This is a genomic window from Mesorhizobium sp. M0145, assembly GCF_040322355.1.
GTDB lineage: Bacteria > Pseudomonadota > Alphaproteobacteria > Rhizobiales > Rhizobiaceae > Mesorhizobium.
The window spans coordinates 128804-143339 of record NZ_JAMYTK010000003.1 but is presented as its reverse complement, the minus strand read 5'-3'; the positions used below and the strand labels follow the sequence as shown (position 1 = coordinate 143339).

Annotated in this window: 12 protein-coding genes; 3 read left to right on the top strand and 9 right to left on the bottom strand. The window is 62.3% G+C overall.

The window, feature by feature from the left end:
- Window positions 1-5: 5 nt before the first annotated feature.
- From tsaE to NKJ28_RS07695, 8 genes are all read right to left on the bottom strand, one after another.
- Complete coding sequence (gene tsaE / locus NKJ28_RS07730) at window positions 6-1517, bottom strand: tRNA (adenosine(37)-N6)-threonylcarbamoyltransferase complex ATPase subunit type 1 TsaE (RefSeq protein WP_352576322.1); 1512 nt, start codon at window positions 1515-1517, stop codon at window positions 6-8.
- Window positions 1518-1525: 8 nt separating this feature from the next.
- The gene (locus NKJ28_RS07725) at window positions 1526-4087 is read right to left on the bottom strand and encodes a sensor histidine kinase (protein ID WP_352634861.1); all 2562 of its coding nucleotides are present in this window, start codon (window positions 4085-4087) and stop codon (window positions 1526-1528) included.
- A gap of 188 nt (window positions 4088-4275) precedes the next feature.
- A complete protein-coding gene (gene ahcY / locus NKJ28_RS07720) occupies window positions 4276-5676 on the bottom strand; it encodes an adenosylhomocysteinase (RefSeq protein ID WP_023677552.1) in 1401 nt (466 codons plus the stop codon).
- A gap of 156 nt (window positions 5677-5832) precedes the next feature.
- Window positions 5833-6129: an HPr family phosphocarrier protein gene (locus NKJ28_RS07715; protein WP_023677551.1), complete on the bottom strand. Its 297-nt coding sequence runs from the start codon at window positions 6127-6129 to the stop codon at window positions 5833-5835.
- A complete protein-coding gene (locus tag NKJ28_RS07710; RefSeq protein WP_023677550.1) occupies window positions 6126-6527 on the bottom strand; it encodes a PTS sugar transporter subunit IIA in 402 nt (133 codons plus the stop codon). Before NKJ28_RS07710 ends, NKJ28_RS07715 begins: the two co-directional genes overlap by 4 nt.
- 164 nt (window positions 6528-6691) lie before the next feature.
- The gene (locus NKJ28_RS07705) at window positions 6692-7138 is read right to left on the bottom strand and encodes an HPr kinase/phosphorylase (protein WP_023677549.1); all 447 of its coding nucleotides are present in this window, start codon (window positions 7136-7138) and stop codon (window positions 6692-6694) included.
- A gap of 31 nt (window positions 7139-7169) precedes the next feature.
- Window positions 7170-8954, bottom strand: coding sequence for a sensor histidine kinase (locus NKJ28_RS07700; protein ID WP_023677548.1), 1785 nt, complete (start codon window positions 8952-8954; stop codon window positions 7170-7172).
- Window positions 8955-8976: 22 nt separating this feature from the next.
- Window positions 8977-9678: a response regulator transcription factor gene (locus NKJ28_RS07695; protein WP_023677547.1), complete on the bottom strand. Its 702-nt coding sequence runs from the start codon at window positions 9676-9678 to the stop codon at window positions 8977-8979.
- 342 nt (window positions 9679-10020) lie between these two features.
- Between NKJ28_RS07695 and NKJ28_RS07690 the strand changes: the two genes are divergently transcribed.
- The 3 genes from NKJ28_RS07690 to NKJ28_RS07680 all read left to right on the top strand — a co-directional run bounded on the left by NKJ28_RS07690 (window position 10021) and on the right by NKJ28_RS07680 (window position 12898).
- Window positions 10021-11631, top strand: a complete 1611-nt coding sequence (locus NKJ28_RS07690) for a phosphoenolpyruvate carboxykinase (protein ID WP_352590790.1) — start codon at window positions 10021-10023, stop codon at window positions 11629-11631.
- 80 nt (window positions 11632-11711) lie between these two features.
- Window positions 11712-12149, top strand: coding sequence for an alternative ribosome rescue aminoacyl-tRNA hydrolase ArfB (arfB, locus tag NKJ28_RS07685; RefSeq protein ID WP_023677545.1), 438 nt, complete (start codon window positions 11712-11714; stop codon window positions 12147-12149).
- Between the two features lie 131 nt (window positions 12150-12280).
- Entirely contained in the window at window positions 12281-12898 is a 618-nt protein-coding gene (locus tag NKJ28_RS07680; protein ID WP_023677544.1) for an alpha-ketoglutarate-dependent dioxygenase AlkB family protein, read from the top strand.
- On the opposite strand, the gene NKJ28_RS07675 is transcribed toward NKJ28_RS07680, so the two are convergent.
- Window positions 12861-14447, bottom strand: coding sequence for a hypothetical protein (locus tag NKJ28_RS07675; RefSeq protein WP_352634859.1), 1587 nt, complete (start codon window positions 14445-14447; stop codon window positions 12861-12863). The genes NKJ28_RS07680 and NKJ28_RS07675 overlap by 38 nt on opposite strands.
- Window positions 14448-14536 lie beyond the last annotated feature (89 nt).

Genomic DNA, 14536 nt, shown 5'->3' with positions numbered 1-14536 from the left:
AGCCGTCAAATCGAGCGTTCCTCCAGCAAGTCGTGGGCGATGTAGAAATCCTGCAGCCCGGCCAGCGCCGGATGCGCCAGTGCCCGGCGAAGATAGTCGCGGATGCGCGGCAGATGCTTCAGATAATAAGGCTTGCCGTCGCGTTTTTCGAGCCGCACGAAGATGCCGAGGATCTTGGAATTGCGCTGTGCGGCCATGATTGCATAGGTTTCGCGGAATTCGTTCTCATCGAAGGCACCGGCAGCGCGTCGCGCGGCGATGTAGGCGGCGAGCGTGTGCTTTTCGATTTCGGGTGAGATAGTGACGCGCGCGTCCATGGCTAGCGAGGCGACGTCGTAGGCGGACGGCCCGATCAGCGCGTCCTGGACATCGACGACGCCGAGGCGATCGTGACCGGAACGGTCAGCGCGCCAGATCAGGTTGGGTGAATGGAAATCGCGCAGCATCAGCGTGTATTCGCGTCCCTCCAGCCGATCGAGCACCGCACTCCATTCGCTGCGGTAACCGGCGCGCAGCGCCTCTCTAGGCGGAGCGCCTGATATCGCCGGGACATACCAGTCGACCAACAATTCGGCCTCGATCATCATGGCGTCGCGGTCGAAAGGCGGCACCTCATGGAAGACGCCGGGGCCGGCCTGCATGCGGGTCGGCCATGTTTTGCCGTGCATCATGGCAAGCAGTCCGGCCGCCGCAGCGTAGCGCTCGGCCACCGGCTGGCCGCGCTTGTCGAGAAACCCTTGGGAACCGAGATGCTCCAGCAGGAGAAAACCCTGGTCGAGATCCTGGGCATAGATTTCCGGGACGCTGACGCCGCCGGCCCGCAAGGCCCGGTCGATGGCGACGAACGCCGAAACGGATTGCGCGGTGTGAGCGATCTCGGCATAGGGTTTGCCGTCGCGGACTGGCGGTCCGAGCACCAGCCTTGGCGAGTTCATCAGCACCCGCGGCGGAAATCTGGCGAGCGTGACGATCTCGTAGGAGCGAGCCGAGGCATCACCGATGAAATATCGTCGCTGCGCTTCGCCCCAACCGGCCTGCCCGAGAAAATCGCGCATTGCCAGCGATCGCGCCGCGCGCTCGAAGGCGGCGCCCTCTCCCGATAGTCTCGCCAATCGGCCGTCGCCCTGCTGGAGAAGTTCGACCAGCACCGAGGTTTTCGGCAGATATGCCTCTGCCCGCTCCGGCCATTCGACCAGCGCGGCGCCTTGCGTCAGCGCCTCGTCGAAGCCCAGCTCATCCAGCTCGGATGCCGTGCCCAAGCGGTAGAGATCGAAATGATGAACCGGCACACGCGTGTCGTAGCTCTGGACCAGCGTGAAGGTCGGGCTCGGCACGTCGAGTCCGGCATCGTCGGCCAGTGCCCTGATCAGCGCCCGTGCCAAGGTCGATTTGCCGGCGCCGAGATCGCCCTTGAGGGCGAGCACGTCGCCAATGCGCAGCGACATGGCGAGATCCTCGCCGAACCTTGCCGTCGCAGCCTCGTCGGCGAGAAAATGCTCCAGCACCAATACCGCCATCGAACGCGCTACTCGGCCGCCGCGCGGATGCCGGACGGCGTGTCGGGAAAGGTGCAAACAACCGTGGTGCCCTTATCCCTGCCGGTCTCGATGCGGACGCTGCCGCCATGCAGTTCGACAAAGCTCTTGACGATCGACAGGCCGAGCCCGGCGCCACGGCGGCGGCCGCCATTGGTGCGCGGCTCGAAGCGCCGGAACACTGAGTCAAGCAGGTCCGGCGGCATGCCGGGGCCGTCATCGTGAACGGAAAATTCCACGCCGTCGGCAAGTTGGCGGCAGGCGAGCGTTATGGTGCTCGCCTCCGGCGCGTAATTGGCGGCATTGCTGAGCAGATTGTAGAGGATCTGGCGGACGCGGATCTCGTCGCCGTGGAAGGTTTTCGGCGCGGCCGCCGCGTCGATCCTAAGCTTGATCGCATGTTCCTCCAGCCGGTCGGCGACCAGTTCGGCGGCAGCCGTAATGGTTCGATCGATGTGAACTTCGGAAATGTCGAGTTCCATGATGCCGGCATCCACCGTCGCCAGGTCGAGGATGTCGTTGACGATGGTGAGCAGGACCGAGGAGGACGAGCCGACATGCCCGATATATTCGCGTTGCTTCTGGTTCAGCGGACCAGTCGACGGCAGTGAAAGAAGCTCGGTAAAGCCGATGATGTTGGTGAGTGGCGAGCGCAGCTCATAGGAGACGTGCTGCACGAATTCGTTCTTGATCTGGTCGGACTTTTGCAGCGCCTCATTCTTGTCCTTCAGCGCCCGCTCGACATTGACGCTGTCGGTAACGTCGACGAAGGTCATCATCACCTGGCCGTTGGGCAAAGGGATGACGGCGTAGCGCAAAACGGTGCCGTTGTTCAATTCGGTTTGGCCGTGGCGGTCGCGGCGCTCGTCGTCGAAGCCGGTGATGGCGGCAACGAACCCGCCCCACGGACTGTCGACGGCACGGCGGTCGCAAAGGTCGCGGATCGTCGAGACATGGACGTTGGGTTTTGAGGCATCGGCATCCAGCCCCCACAATGCCGCGAACGCCGGGTTCGACAGTCTCAGCCTGCCGTCGGGGCCGAACACAGCGACGCCTTCGGCGAGGTTGTCGAGCGTCTCGCCCTGGACCCGGACGGCGGTCTGGTAGCGGCTTTCAAGGTCCATCTTCTCGGTCAGGTTCTCGAACACCCAGGTGACGCCGCCCTTGGGCTGCGGATTGGCGACGACGCGAATGGTCTTGCCGTCCGGCAGATGCCACCAATGCTCCTGCGATTCAACCGCGCGGTAAGCGCCGAGCAGGCTCTCTTTCCAGCGCCGCCATTCGGGCTGCTCGGCGATCTTGCCTTCGCTGCGCAGGCGGTCGAGCAGCAAGGCGTTGTCCGGCGCGCTGTGCAGGAAGCCGCTGTCGAGGCCCCATAGTTTCTGGAACGCCTGATTGAAAAACCGCAATTTCTCGTCGGTGTCGAAAATCGCCACGGCGGTGTTGAGCTGATCGAGCGTGTCGGCGTGGCTCTGCATGGTCCGCTCATATTCGGCGCGAATGGCCTCGATAGCGCTGATGTCGCAGGCAAGACCAGCCGAACCATCCGCCCCGGCAAAATCGGTCACGGCAAACATACGGCGGTCGCCTTCGATGACCGTGGAGAGCGTCTGTTCAAAGACCGCGCGCGACTTGTGCTGCGCAGCGATCGTGTCGCGCGCCTGGCCGCCGAGGAATTCCTTGCCATCGCGGACCGCCGCTTCGGCATTCTCGGCCTCGACCGCTTCGGCGTAGGCGCGGTTGACCCATTTCAGCCGCCCGTCGACAGTACGCAGCCATGACGGCATCTTGAGCGCATCCAGAAGACCGATCAGCGTCTCATGGTCGGCGGCTAAGCGCTGGTTCTCGATCTTCAGCCTGGCCTGGCTTCGCTGTGTCTCCGAAAGCGAGACGAAGCGAACCAGCCCATGCGCCGCACTCTTGCGGCCGTGAACCTCGAGCGGCTGGCCGGCCTGCGATTCGATGACCAGATCGAACGGCTTTGCCTTGTCCCGCAGTGCCGCGACGGCATGTTCGAGTGCGGCCGCCGAACGCGGCATCAGCCAGCGGCCGAAAGCCAGGAAGGCCGCCCGGTCCTCCGGCGCGCCGCTCTCGATCGGCAATGTCCCGACAAGCTCGGGCTTCTTGTTCTCGGCCGCCCATACCACCACGCGCTGATCGCGGGAATGGAGCAGCGCCTCCGAGCGCTGCAGCGCGGCATTGACGTCGGCGATACGGGTCCTGAGCTCGGCATTTTCCGCCGCGGTGCGCGCCCGTTCGCGGATCAGAAAGATGGCCGACAGCAATGCCGCCCCCATGACGCCGACGAACATGGCGAGTTGCATGACCTCGACCGTGCTGACCGACAGCCCGGCCTTTTGCGCCACGCGGGTTTGGGCATGTGCAGTAAAGCCAAGCAGCGGACTAACCAGCGCGGAAGAAGCAAGCAGCACCCCGACACGGCTGCCGGCGCGCCATAGAAGGCTGCCGCCTCTGGCAGCGGAGCCCGTGATCGAATCGTTATGGCCGCCGGAAACGGCCTGTCCCGCGCAAGGCGGGTTATCCCCCGGCATGTCTTGGTCCTCTTCGCCGCCTGAATGCAAGACCGCCCTGATGCGTGCGCCCGGGCCTCGTCCCCGGACCGCGAATCAGCACCATAGCGCTTGCGCGAATCGGCGTGAAGAATCAATCAGCGCAAAAATAAAGCCGGGCGAAAAGTCAATCGCCCGGCTTCAATATCTAGTGGCAAGTTTCGCCGTGGTTAATAGCGGTAGTGTTCCGGCTTGAACGGTCCCTGCGGAGTGACGCCGATATAGGCGGCCTGTTCGCCTGACAATTCGGTCAGGCGGGCACCGAGCTTGTCGAGATGCAGGCGCGCGACCTTTTCGTCGAGATGCTTCGGCAGGACATAGACCTGGTTCTCGTACTGGCCGGGCTTGGTGTACAGCTCGATCTGGGCCAACACTTGGTTGGTGAAGGACGCCGACATGACGAAGCTCGGGTGGCCGGTAGCGTTGCCGAGGTTGAGCAGGCGGCCTTCCGACAAAAGGATCATCCGCTTGCCGTCCGGGAAGGTGATCATATCCACCTGAGGCTTGATGTTGGTCCATTTCAGGTTGCGCAGCGAGGCCACCTGGATCTCGTTGTCGAAGTGACCGATGTTGCCGACGATCACCATGTCCTTCATCAGGCGCATGTGGTCGAGGGTAACGACGTCCTTGTTGCCGGTGGTGGTGATGACGATGTCGGCCGTCGGCGCTGCGTCTTCGAGCGTGACCACCTCGAAACCGTCCATCGCCGCCTGCAGCGCGCAGATCGGATCGACCTCGGTGACCTTGACGCGGGCGCCGGCGCCCTTGAGCGAAGCCGACGAGCCCTTGCCGACGTCGCCATAGCCGCAGACAACCGCGACCTTGCCGGCCATCATCGTGTCGGTGCCGCGGCGAATGCCGTCGACAAGCGATTCCTTGCAGCCATATTTGTTGTCGAATTTCGACTTGGTGACGGAATCATTGACGTTGATCGCCGGGAACGGCAGCAGGCCTTTTTTCTGCAATTGATAGAGCCGGTTGACGCCGGTCGTCGTCTCTTCGGTGACGCCGCGGATCGCTTCCTTCTGCTTGGTGAAGAAGCCGGGCGATGCCTGCATGCGCTTCTTGATCTGGGCAAACAGGATCTCTTCCTCTTCGCTGCCCGGATTGGACAGCACATCCTCGCCGGCCTCGGCGCGGGCGCCGATCAGGATGTACATGGTGGCATCGCCACCGTCGTCGAGGATCATGTTGGAGGTGCCGCCATCGGCCCACTGGAATATCTTGTCGGTGTAGACCCAATAATCCTCAAGCGTCTCGCCCTTGACGGCAAACACCGGAATTCCGGCCTCGGCAATGGCCGCGGCAGCGTGGTCCTGGGTCGAGAAGATATTGCAGGAAGCCCAGCGGATATCGGCGCCGAGCGCCTTAAGCGTTTCGATCAGCACCGCCGTCTGGATGGTCATGTGCAGCGAGCCGGTGATGCGCGCGCCCTTGAGCGGCTTCTTGTCGCCGAATTCTTCGCGGCAGGCCATCAGGCCCGGCATTTCGGTTTCGGCGATCTCGATCTCCTTGCGGCCCCAGCCGGCAAGCGCGATGTCTGCGACCACATAGTCCTTGCTACCCGTCATGGCAGTGCTCCGATGCGAATTGATTGCGGGACGCGCCCGCCCCGAAAGCGTGTCGGAGGGCGCGAGGTGCCGGCCTGACTAGCAGATCGGGAGTCGGACGACAATGGGATATAAAGAAATCTTTATCCGTGCATGTCTTCAGAAGCGATCAGCACGTCAGCATTCCTCGCCAAAACGGGAAGCAACCAGTTGCTCCAGCGCATCGATGACCTCTTCGGCCTCCGGGCCGGTGGCGGTGACGCGGATCGAATAACCGGGGCTCGCCGCCAGCATCATCAGGCCCATGATCGAGGTGCCGCCGACCTTGACGCCGTCCTTCTCGACCTGGACCGTGGCGTTGAAGCCGCTGGCGATTTGAACGAACTTGGCCGAGGCGCGTGCGTGCAGGCCGCGCTGGTTGACGATCGGAAAGTCGCGAACGATCTTGTCCTTTTCCGGCAACAGCGCGCTCATTTGCTGCTCAGGAGTTGACTGGCGACATTGATGTATTTACGGCCGGCAGCCTGCGCCTCATCCAGCGCGGCCGTCATGTTGTCGCCCTTGCGAACGCTGGACAGCTTGATCAGCATCGGCAGGTTCATGCCGGCAATGACCTCGATACGCCCGGATTCCATCACGGAAATGGCGAGGTTAGAGGGCGTGCCGCCGAACATGTCGGTCAAAACGATGACGCCTGATCCCGTATCGACGCGGCCGACTGCCTCGATAATGTCGCGGCGGCGCTGTTCCATATCGTCGTCGGCACCGATCGCCACGGTCTCGAAATTGTCTTGTGGCCCAACGACATGTTCCACGGCATTGCGGAACTCGGCGGCCAGTTGACCGTGCGTTACAAGCACGAGTCCGATCATTCTTTGGTGGCTCCCGTCATCGCCGCTTCACAGGCGCATTTTATGCTCGCCGACCGTTCCAGGTGGCGGGAGCGCTATCTTGTCGACGCAAGGCCCGTTGACAAGCCCAAAATTGCGCCGGCCCAAGCCAATTTGACGCATTGCAGCAAAAAATCGAAATCGGATCACAGGAAAGGCGCAATCGACAGGCGCGACATCAATGCCGGCAAGGCCGCCGCTACATTGCGCTCGGCAAGATCGATGCGCGGCACTGGTACGCCGACAACGAGTTCGCTGCAGTCTTCCTGGAAGCGGGCCATTTTGCCGGCTGGCACCAGCCGGATAATGAGGTCGATCACACAGCTTGGCTCGAACTGTATCGGTTTGGGGCCGAATCCCGGCACCTCGACGAGGCCGGCTATGCTGGCTGGTGCGCGGCAGACCAGCCGCCCGTCGCAATCTGCAGCATAGAGCTGGTCATCGCCGATCAGCCGGGAAAACAGCCCACGCTGGCTGCAATGATCGATCAAGGCGAGCGCCAGCGTCGTCTTGCCCAAGCCGGACGGTCCGGTGATGAGAATGCCGCGATCACCTATCAGGATCGCGGTGCCGTGAATATTTTCAGGCTGCACAATAGGACCAGGCGTGATTGGAATTCATCCGTCAGCCTTCCGCCGGCAGCGTCACCACGAAGCGCGCGCCCTTGATCTCGCCAGGCTTGGTGCCCGGGATGTTCTCGGCGCTCAGCGTGCCGCCATGGGCTTCAACGATCTGCCTGGATATCGACAGGCCAAGGCCCGAGTTCTGACCGAACGCCTCGCCGGCCGGCCGATCGGTATAGAACCGCTCGAAAATGCGATCGATGTTATCGGCCCGGATACCGGGTCCATTGTCGTCGATGGTGACGATGTTGAACTTGCCGGCGCGCGCCAGCGATATGGTGATGTGGCCACGTTCCTCGGGAACGAACGAGCGGGCATTCTCGATCAGGTTGGTGATCACCTGGCCGATCCTCAGATCATGACCGACGACGAAGTAGCCTTTCACGCCCTGTGGCAGTTTGGCGACCTTGAATTCGATCTCGACCGCCTTCTTGTTGCGCGTGGCCTCGCGCGAGACGGCGACCAGATCGGTGATGAACTTCTTGAGGTCGACGGTTCCCGCATCTTCCCGCGCCAGCTCGGCATCGAGACGGGAGGCATCGGAAATATCGGTGATGAGACGGTCAAGCCGCCTCACATCGTGCTGAATGATATCCATCAGCCGGCTGCGCGAATTGTCGTTCCTGGCCAGCGGCAATGTCTCCACCGCGCTGCGCAGCGAGGTAAGCGGGTTCTTCAACTCGTGCGAGACATCCGCGGCAAAACTTTCGATCGCCTCGATGCGGGCGTACAGCGCATTGGTCATGTCGCGCACGGCGATCGACAGATTGCCGATCTCGTCCTGCCGATCGGAGAAGTCGGGGATTTCCTCGCGGTTCTTGACACCGCGGCGAACCCTGACGGCTGCCGCGGAAAGCCGGCGCAGCGGATTGGCGATGGTGGAGGCCAGCAGCATCGACAGGATGGCGGTAACCAGGGCGGCAATGCCGAACACGCGCAGGATGGCCTTCCGCTCGGCCGCGACGATCTTGTCGATGTCGCCGCCTTCGGTCGACAGCATCAGCACGCCGAGAACGGCACGGAAGCGCTGGATCGGCACCGCCACAGAAACGATCTGCTCGCCTTGCTCCGAGATCCGCACGATCGTCGACGGGCTGCCGGTAAGCGCCTTGACCACTTCCGGAAACGCGGCGCCGTTGCCACCCGGCTGCTCGCGATAGACGGGCAGCTGCTTGTTGCGGAAGAAATCGAAGACGAATTTCTGGATGCGCTCCAGAAGGTCCGGCTGTTCCTCTTCGACCGGCGGCAGGTCGTAGCGAAGGATCTGGCCGCGCGAATAGAGATGGCGGGAATCGAGCAGCAGGTTGGCGTCGCGGTCGTAAATGCGGGCGCGGGTCCGCGTCGGCGAGATCAACCGCCTGAGCACCGGCGCCACGCGCTCCGGATTGATCGGGAAATCGAGGTTATCGAGCTGATCGGAGCCCGGGCCGAGGCTTTCGCCGGCCTGCAACTCGAGCAGCTTCTCCGGATCGATGCTGATCGAATCGGTCTCGACCGTCGCCGAGGCGGCGATCGCGCCGGCGATGATCTCGCCTTGAGTCATCAGGCTCTCGACACGGGCGTCGATCAGCCCGTCGCGAAAGGTATTGAGATAGAGAATGCCGGTGACCAGGACGGCAAGGCCGGCAAGGTTGAGAAAGAGGATACGCCGCGTCAGGCTGGAAAAGATGTGATGGCCGAGAAACCGGCGCATCGGCACCGTAATTTTCGACACGAAGGCGGGCAGAATCCGCGGCGGGCGCCTGGCGGCGCCCGACCGTCTCACTCGCTCTACTTGCACTGCCATCGAATAGCAGCTCCCGCTCGACTCAAGCTTCGCGGAACCGATATCCGACTCCGTAAAGGGTTTCGATCATTTCGAAGTCATCATCGACGGCCTTGAACTTTTTGCGTAGCCGCTTGATGTGACTGTCGATGGTGCGGTCATCGACATAAACCTGCTCATCATAAGCCGAATCCATCAGCGCATCACGGCTTTTTACAACGCCCGGACGCTGGGCCAGCGAATGCAGGATGAGGAACTCGGTGACGGTCAGCGTCACCGGCTCGCCCTTCCAGGTGCAGGTGTGGCGCTCCTGGTCCATGACAAGCTGGCCGCGCTCAAGCGACCGGGCCTGCTGGTTGGGCGCCTTGGCCGCCGCCTCGCGGGTGCTGGCGCGGCGCAGCACGGCGCGGACGCGCTCCACCAGAAGACGCTGCGAGAAGGGTTTGCGGATGAAGTCGTCGGCGCCCATCTTGAGGCCGAACAGTTCATCGATCTCGTCGTCCTTGGAGGTCAGGAAGATCACCGGCAGGTCGGATTTCTGACGCATCCGGCGCAGCAACTCCATGCCGTCCATGCGCGGCATCTTGATGTCGAGGATGGCGAGGTTCGGCGGGCGCGCCGCCAGTCCCTCCAGCGCCGATGCCCCATCCGTGTAGGTTTCGACCCGATAACCCTCGGATTCGAGGGCGATCGAAACCGAAGTCAGAATGTTGCGATCGTCGTCGACAAGCGCGATTGTTGCCATTTCAAGCGGCTCCCTCATGAGCTGTCCCTTCTTTCGTCGAGAAGGGGCTTTTGCAGGACAAATTAGGTACAAAATGTGGCATAGGCTGTATCCGCTGTCACGCGCGGCATGTCGACGGCCACAATTGTACCTCGATATGGATTGGACGAATGAACATCGCCAATCCTTTGGGCAACCATCAGTGTTTTTGCACATATAAACGATTTAAACAACTTTCAAAATATTTAAATCGATTAATGATTTGATATCATTCGCCTTTTCTGGTTTTGACGTTTTTAGCTCCTGCAATGGGGGTTCCGGAATTCGCCGGTAAAGACGCGGTAAATCGAAGAAGGGACACCCATGTCGGAAGCCGGCAAACGCAATCTTGCATGTGCAATCGATCGGATCGGCCTAAGAACCACGGGCGTGGTGCGCTATAATTTCGGCGCGGCCGCGCTCTACGAGGAGGCAATCCGCCGTGGCGAGGCCCGACTCACCGCGCATGGCGCGCTTGCCGCCGAGACCGGGCAGCACACCGGCCGCTCGCCCGGGGACAAATTCGTGGTGCGCGACGAAAGCACCGCGCCGCATGTATGGTGGGACAACAACAAAGCGATTTCGCCGATCCAGTTCGATACGCTGCTTGCCGATTTTCGCGCCCACGCGGCTGGAAAGGACCTTTATGTGCAGGACCTGGTCGGCGGCGCCGACGAGGAGCTGAAGCTGCCGACCAGGGTGATCACGGAGCTTGCCTGGCACTCCTTGTTCATCCGCAATCTGCTCATCCGACCGGCCGCCGCCGAACTCGAGCATTTCATGCCCGATTTGACGATCATCGACCTGCCGTCGTTCCGCGCCGATCCCGCCCGCCACGGCACGCGCGGCGAAACGGTGATTGCCGTCGATCTTTCGCACATGATCGTGTTGATCGGCGGTACCTCGTATGCCGGCGAGATGAAGAAGTCGGTGTTCACCGTGCTCAACTACCTGCTGCCGGCAAAAGGTGTGATGCCGATGCACTGCTCGGCCAATGAAGGGCCCGTCGGCGACGCGGCCGTTTTCTTCGGCCTTTCCGGGACCGGCAAGACGACGTTGTCGGCCGACCCGTCGCGCACGCTGGTCGGCGACGACGAGCATGGCTGGGGACCGCACGGCATCTTCAATTTCGAGGGCGGCTGCTATGCCAAGACGATCAAGCTTTCGGCCGAAGCCGAGCCGGAGATCTTCGCCACCACCCAGCGCTTCGGCACGGTGCTGGAGAATGTGGCGCTCGACGCAGGCCGCGTGCCGGATTTCGACGACGGCGGGCTGACCGAAAACACACGCTGCGCCTACCCGCTCCACTTCATCCCCAACGCCAGCAAGACGGGGCGCGCCAGCCACCCGAAGAACATCATCATGCTGACCGCCGACGCATTCGGTGTGATGCCGCCGATCGCGCGGCTGACCCCGGCGCAGGCCATGTACCATTTCCTCTCCGGCTATACCGCCAAGGTGGCGGGGACCGAGAAGGGCGTTACGGAACCCGAAGCGACATTTTCGACATGCTTCGGCGCACCGTTCATGCCGCGGCATCCGTCGGAATACGCCAATCTGCTGCGCGAGCTCATCGCCCGCCACGGCGTCGATTGCTGGCTGGTCAACACCGGCTGGACCGGCGGCGCCTACGGCACCGGCAAGCGAATGCCGATCAAAGCAACGCGGGCGCTGCTTGCGGCGGCGCTCGACGGCTCGCTGAAAGCGGCCGACTTCCGCACCGACGCCAATTTCGGTTTCGACGTACCGGTGACGGTTGCCGGCGTCGACCGCGCCATTCTCGACCCTAGATCGACCTGGATCGACAAGCCCGCCTACGACCGGCAGGCGGCAAGGCTGGTCGGTATGTTCGTCGACAATTTCGAAAAGTTCGAAGCCCATGTCGACGCCACCGTGCTCGGCGCCGCACCACGCATGCAGATAGCGGCTGAATAGCCGTCGCCCCCTGGTGATGCTTCAAGGCCCGGCTTCGATCGGGCCTTTTCTTTTTTCGCCTGCCGCGCCATGAGTGCGGCATGAACGCCGACGACAAGATCATCATTACCGACGATGCGGTGATTAATCCGGGCGACCTGCACGAGGACTTCATCCGTTCGTCCGGCCCGGGCGGCCAGAACGTCAACAAGGTGGCGACGGCAGTGCAATTGCGCTTCGATGCCGCCAATGCGGCTGGCCTGTCGGAGCGGGTGCGCGAACGGACCATCAAGCTTGCCGGCCAGCGCGCCACCAAGGACGGCGTCATCGTCATCGAAGCTGGACGCTTCCGCACCCAGGAGCAGAACCGGGCGGACGCCCGGGCGCGGCTGACGGCACTGGTCGCCAAGGCCGCCGAACCACCACCACCGCCGCGCAAGAAGACCAGGCCGTCCAAAGGCGCGGTCGAAAGACGGCTCAAGAGCAAGGCCGGGCGCGGCTCGATCAAGAAACTGCGCGGCCGGGTCGGGGATGAGTGACAGCCGAAGCGGCTTCGGATCTCAGATCGCCGGTTAAAGCGCGCAGCCACCGTCGGAGGCGGCTTTCGGGTCGCCGTTTTCATTTGACGGTGGCATTCTGATTTCTCCAGACCAACGGATTAAGCGACGCGATGCTCGTACTGCCCAAAGGCGTCCGCCATATGCCCGGCTACCTGTCGCGCGCCATGCAGGAAGTGCTGGTGGAAGATATCAGGCAGGTCGTGCAGAAGGCGCCGCTGTTCGTGCCGGCGATGCCGCGTACCGGCAAGGAGATGAGCGTGCGCATGACCAATTGCGGTCCGCTGGGCTGGGTCACCGACAAGGAGCACGGCTATCGCTACCAGCCGACCCACCCGGTGACCGGAAGGCCTTGGCCGCCGATCCCGGAGATGCTGCTCGAACTGTGGCGGGATGTATCTGCCTATGCGCACCCGCCGGAAGCCTGCCTGGTCAATTTCTATTCGCAGGATGCCAAGATGGGTCTTCACCAGGACCGCGACGAGAGCGATTTCTCCGCGCCTGTCGTCTCGGTGTCGCTCGGCGACGATTGCCTGTTCCGGGTCGGCCAGACGACGCGCGACGGCGCCACCAAATCGTTCAGGCTGAGGAGCGGCGACGTCGTCGTGCTTGGCGGCGAAGGGCGGCTCTGCTTTCACGGCGTCGACCGTATCTACCCGTCGACCTCGGCATTGCTCAGGAGTGGCGGCCGCATCAATCTGACGCTGCGACGGGTGACGATGCCGAAATAGGCTGTTCGGGTGGCCGGTGGCCCGCGCGGACATAATCGTCGCGCAGATAGATGCGCTCGGTCTCGTCCTCGATAAGAATGCGGTAGTGCGCCAGGATGGCGTCAAAGCCAAAACGCCCCATCAGTTGGCTTGTCCACATTGTGTTGTTTTTCTTGAAGACGACGATATCCGGGCGCAGACGCGCGAACTCTTCGCGTTTGCTTTCGACGTAGCGCGCCATGATGGCTTGGTAACGCATGGCTTCGGCGGTGTCACCCGAGAGAGCTGCCTGCCGGGACAGGGAAAGTGCGAACGCTCCAAGCCAATCGCTGACGTGGGTCGAAACGAACTGCCCATCGATCATACGGTTCAACGGATGTCCCGAGGAAATATCCGAACTGACCAACGCTACGGTCGGCCGATCGGTGGCGGCGCGAATTGCGGCAATCAGCGCCGGCCCTGGTTTCTGGGTACTCCAGTACGGCAAGAAAGCGATTGCCACCGCCGCCAATGCCCAAGCTCGCGAAGGAGCCGTCACGAACGTCAACAGCTTCGACGGCTGCTGCACGATCCTGGGCAGTGCCAGCAGGCAGAAAATGGCTGCCACAGCGCAAAAGATCGCGGGATAGGCATGATAAGACCAGCCTTTGGCTTGGTAGAACAGGGGAAACATGCCGGCGATCGATGCAGCCAACGCTACCGCCGCCAGCTCTGGAACCCGCCTGGCCGGCCACAGCCACCAGATCAGGAAGACAAGGAAACACCACGAGAAACCGTAGCCGATCACAATCGGCCAAAAGATGCCGATCTTTGCATAAACATCCGCCAAGAGGGGATAGATGTCGCGCACGAATTCCGGATGGATCAGCGTGACCGTGCCGAGATAGACAACGCAGATGCCGCCAATGACCCAGTGTTCCAGGGCGAAGATCGATTTCAGACTGCGCCGGCGCACTGCAACGACCAGCGCCGGCGCCAACACCATGATCGCATAGTAGGGCTTGACCAGCAGCAGAATGCTGCCCGACAGGCCGGCGAGTACGGCGAGCCCGGGGTCTGGTTGGGCAGCTGCATCTCTGCGCGCGCGCCAGGCATGAAGCGCAAGCAGCGGCATGAAAAGTGCCATGCCGATATGCTCCCGCTCGCTGAAGGCATTTCCGGGGAAGACCACCAACATTGCGCAAAACGCTGGCCCCAGTGCAAACAATGATGCAGTTTCGGTGAAACCCGCACGCTTGACGATCACGCCCGAGAGCGAAAGTCCGATAAGCACGGCAAGGTATGTCCAGGCCTCAACCAGGATTTCCGGGGCGGTGCCCAGCAATCTGGCCGCAGCCACTGGCGGCAGATAGAGCCAGACGCTGAATGGGGGATTGGTCTCGTAGATTTGCGAGTAAAGCCGCTCACCGGACAGCATACGCTCGCAGACCGTGATCAGCCAGCTAGTGTCGGGAACAGTCCCCCAACGTCGCTGCCAGAAGATCGAGAAGACGGTGACTGCGGCAATGGCCAGGACATTGCGGCTAGGAAGCAGCGACGCCGCAATATCCCGGTCGCGCCAGCGGCTCAAGCCGCCAATGTCGTTCGAGACGCTCATGCTGTTGCACCGAGGCTCTCGAGATCGAGCCATATGTCGTCCAGCGGAGCGATTGGATCCAG

Bases quoted from the DNA above. Each gene is read 5' to 3' on its own strand.
- NKJ28_RS07695 (WP_023677547.1), bottom strand. From the start codon at position 9,678: ATGGCAACAATCGCGCTTGTCGACGACGATCGCAACATTCTGACTTCG.
- arfB (WP_023677545.1), top strand. From the start codon at position 11,712: ATGAACGCCGACGACAAGATCATCATTACCGACGATGCGGTGATTAAT.
- NKJ28_RS07715 (WP_023677551.1), bottom strand. From the start codon at position 6,129: ATGAGCGCGCTGTTGCCGGAAAAGGACAAGATCGTTCGCGACTTTCCG.
- NKJ28_RS07690 (WP_352590790.1), top strand. From the start codon at position 10,021: ATGTCGGAAGCCGGCAAACGCAATCTTGCATGTGCAATCGATCGGATC.
- NKJ28_RS07725 (WP_352634861.1), bottom strand. From the start codon at position 4,087: ATGCCGGGGGATAACCCGCCTTGCGCGGGACAGGCCGTTTCCGGCGGC.
- NKJ28_RS07700 (WP_023677548.1), bottom strand. From the start codon at position 8,954: ATGGCAGTGCAAGTAGAGCGAGTGAGACGGTCGGGCGCCGCCAGGCGC.
- tsaE (WP_352576322.1), bottom strand. From the start codon at position 1,517: ATGGCGGTATTGGTGCTGGAGCATTTTCTCGCCGACGAGGCTGCGACG.
- NKJ28_RS07680 (WP_023677544.1), top strand. From the start codon at position 12,281: ATGCTCGTACTGCCCAAAGGCGTCCGCCATATGCCCGGCTACCTGTCG.
- NKJ28_RS07710 (WP_023677550.1), bottom strand. From the start codon at position 6,527: ATGATCGGACTCGTGCTTGTAACGCACGGTCAACTGGCCGCCGAGTTC.
- ahcY (WP_023677552.1), bottom strand. From the start codon at position 5,676: ATGACGGGTAGCAAGGACTATGTGGTCGCAGACATCGCGCTTGCCGGC.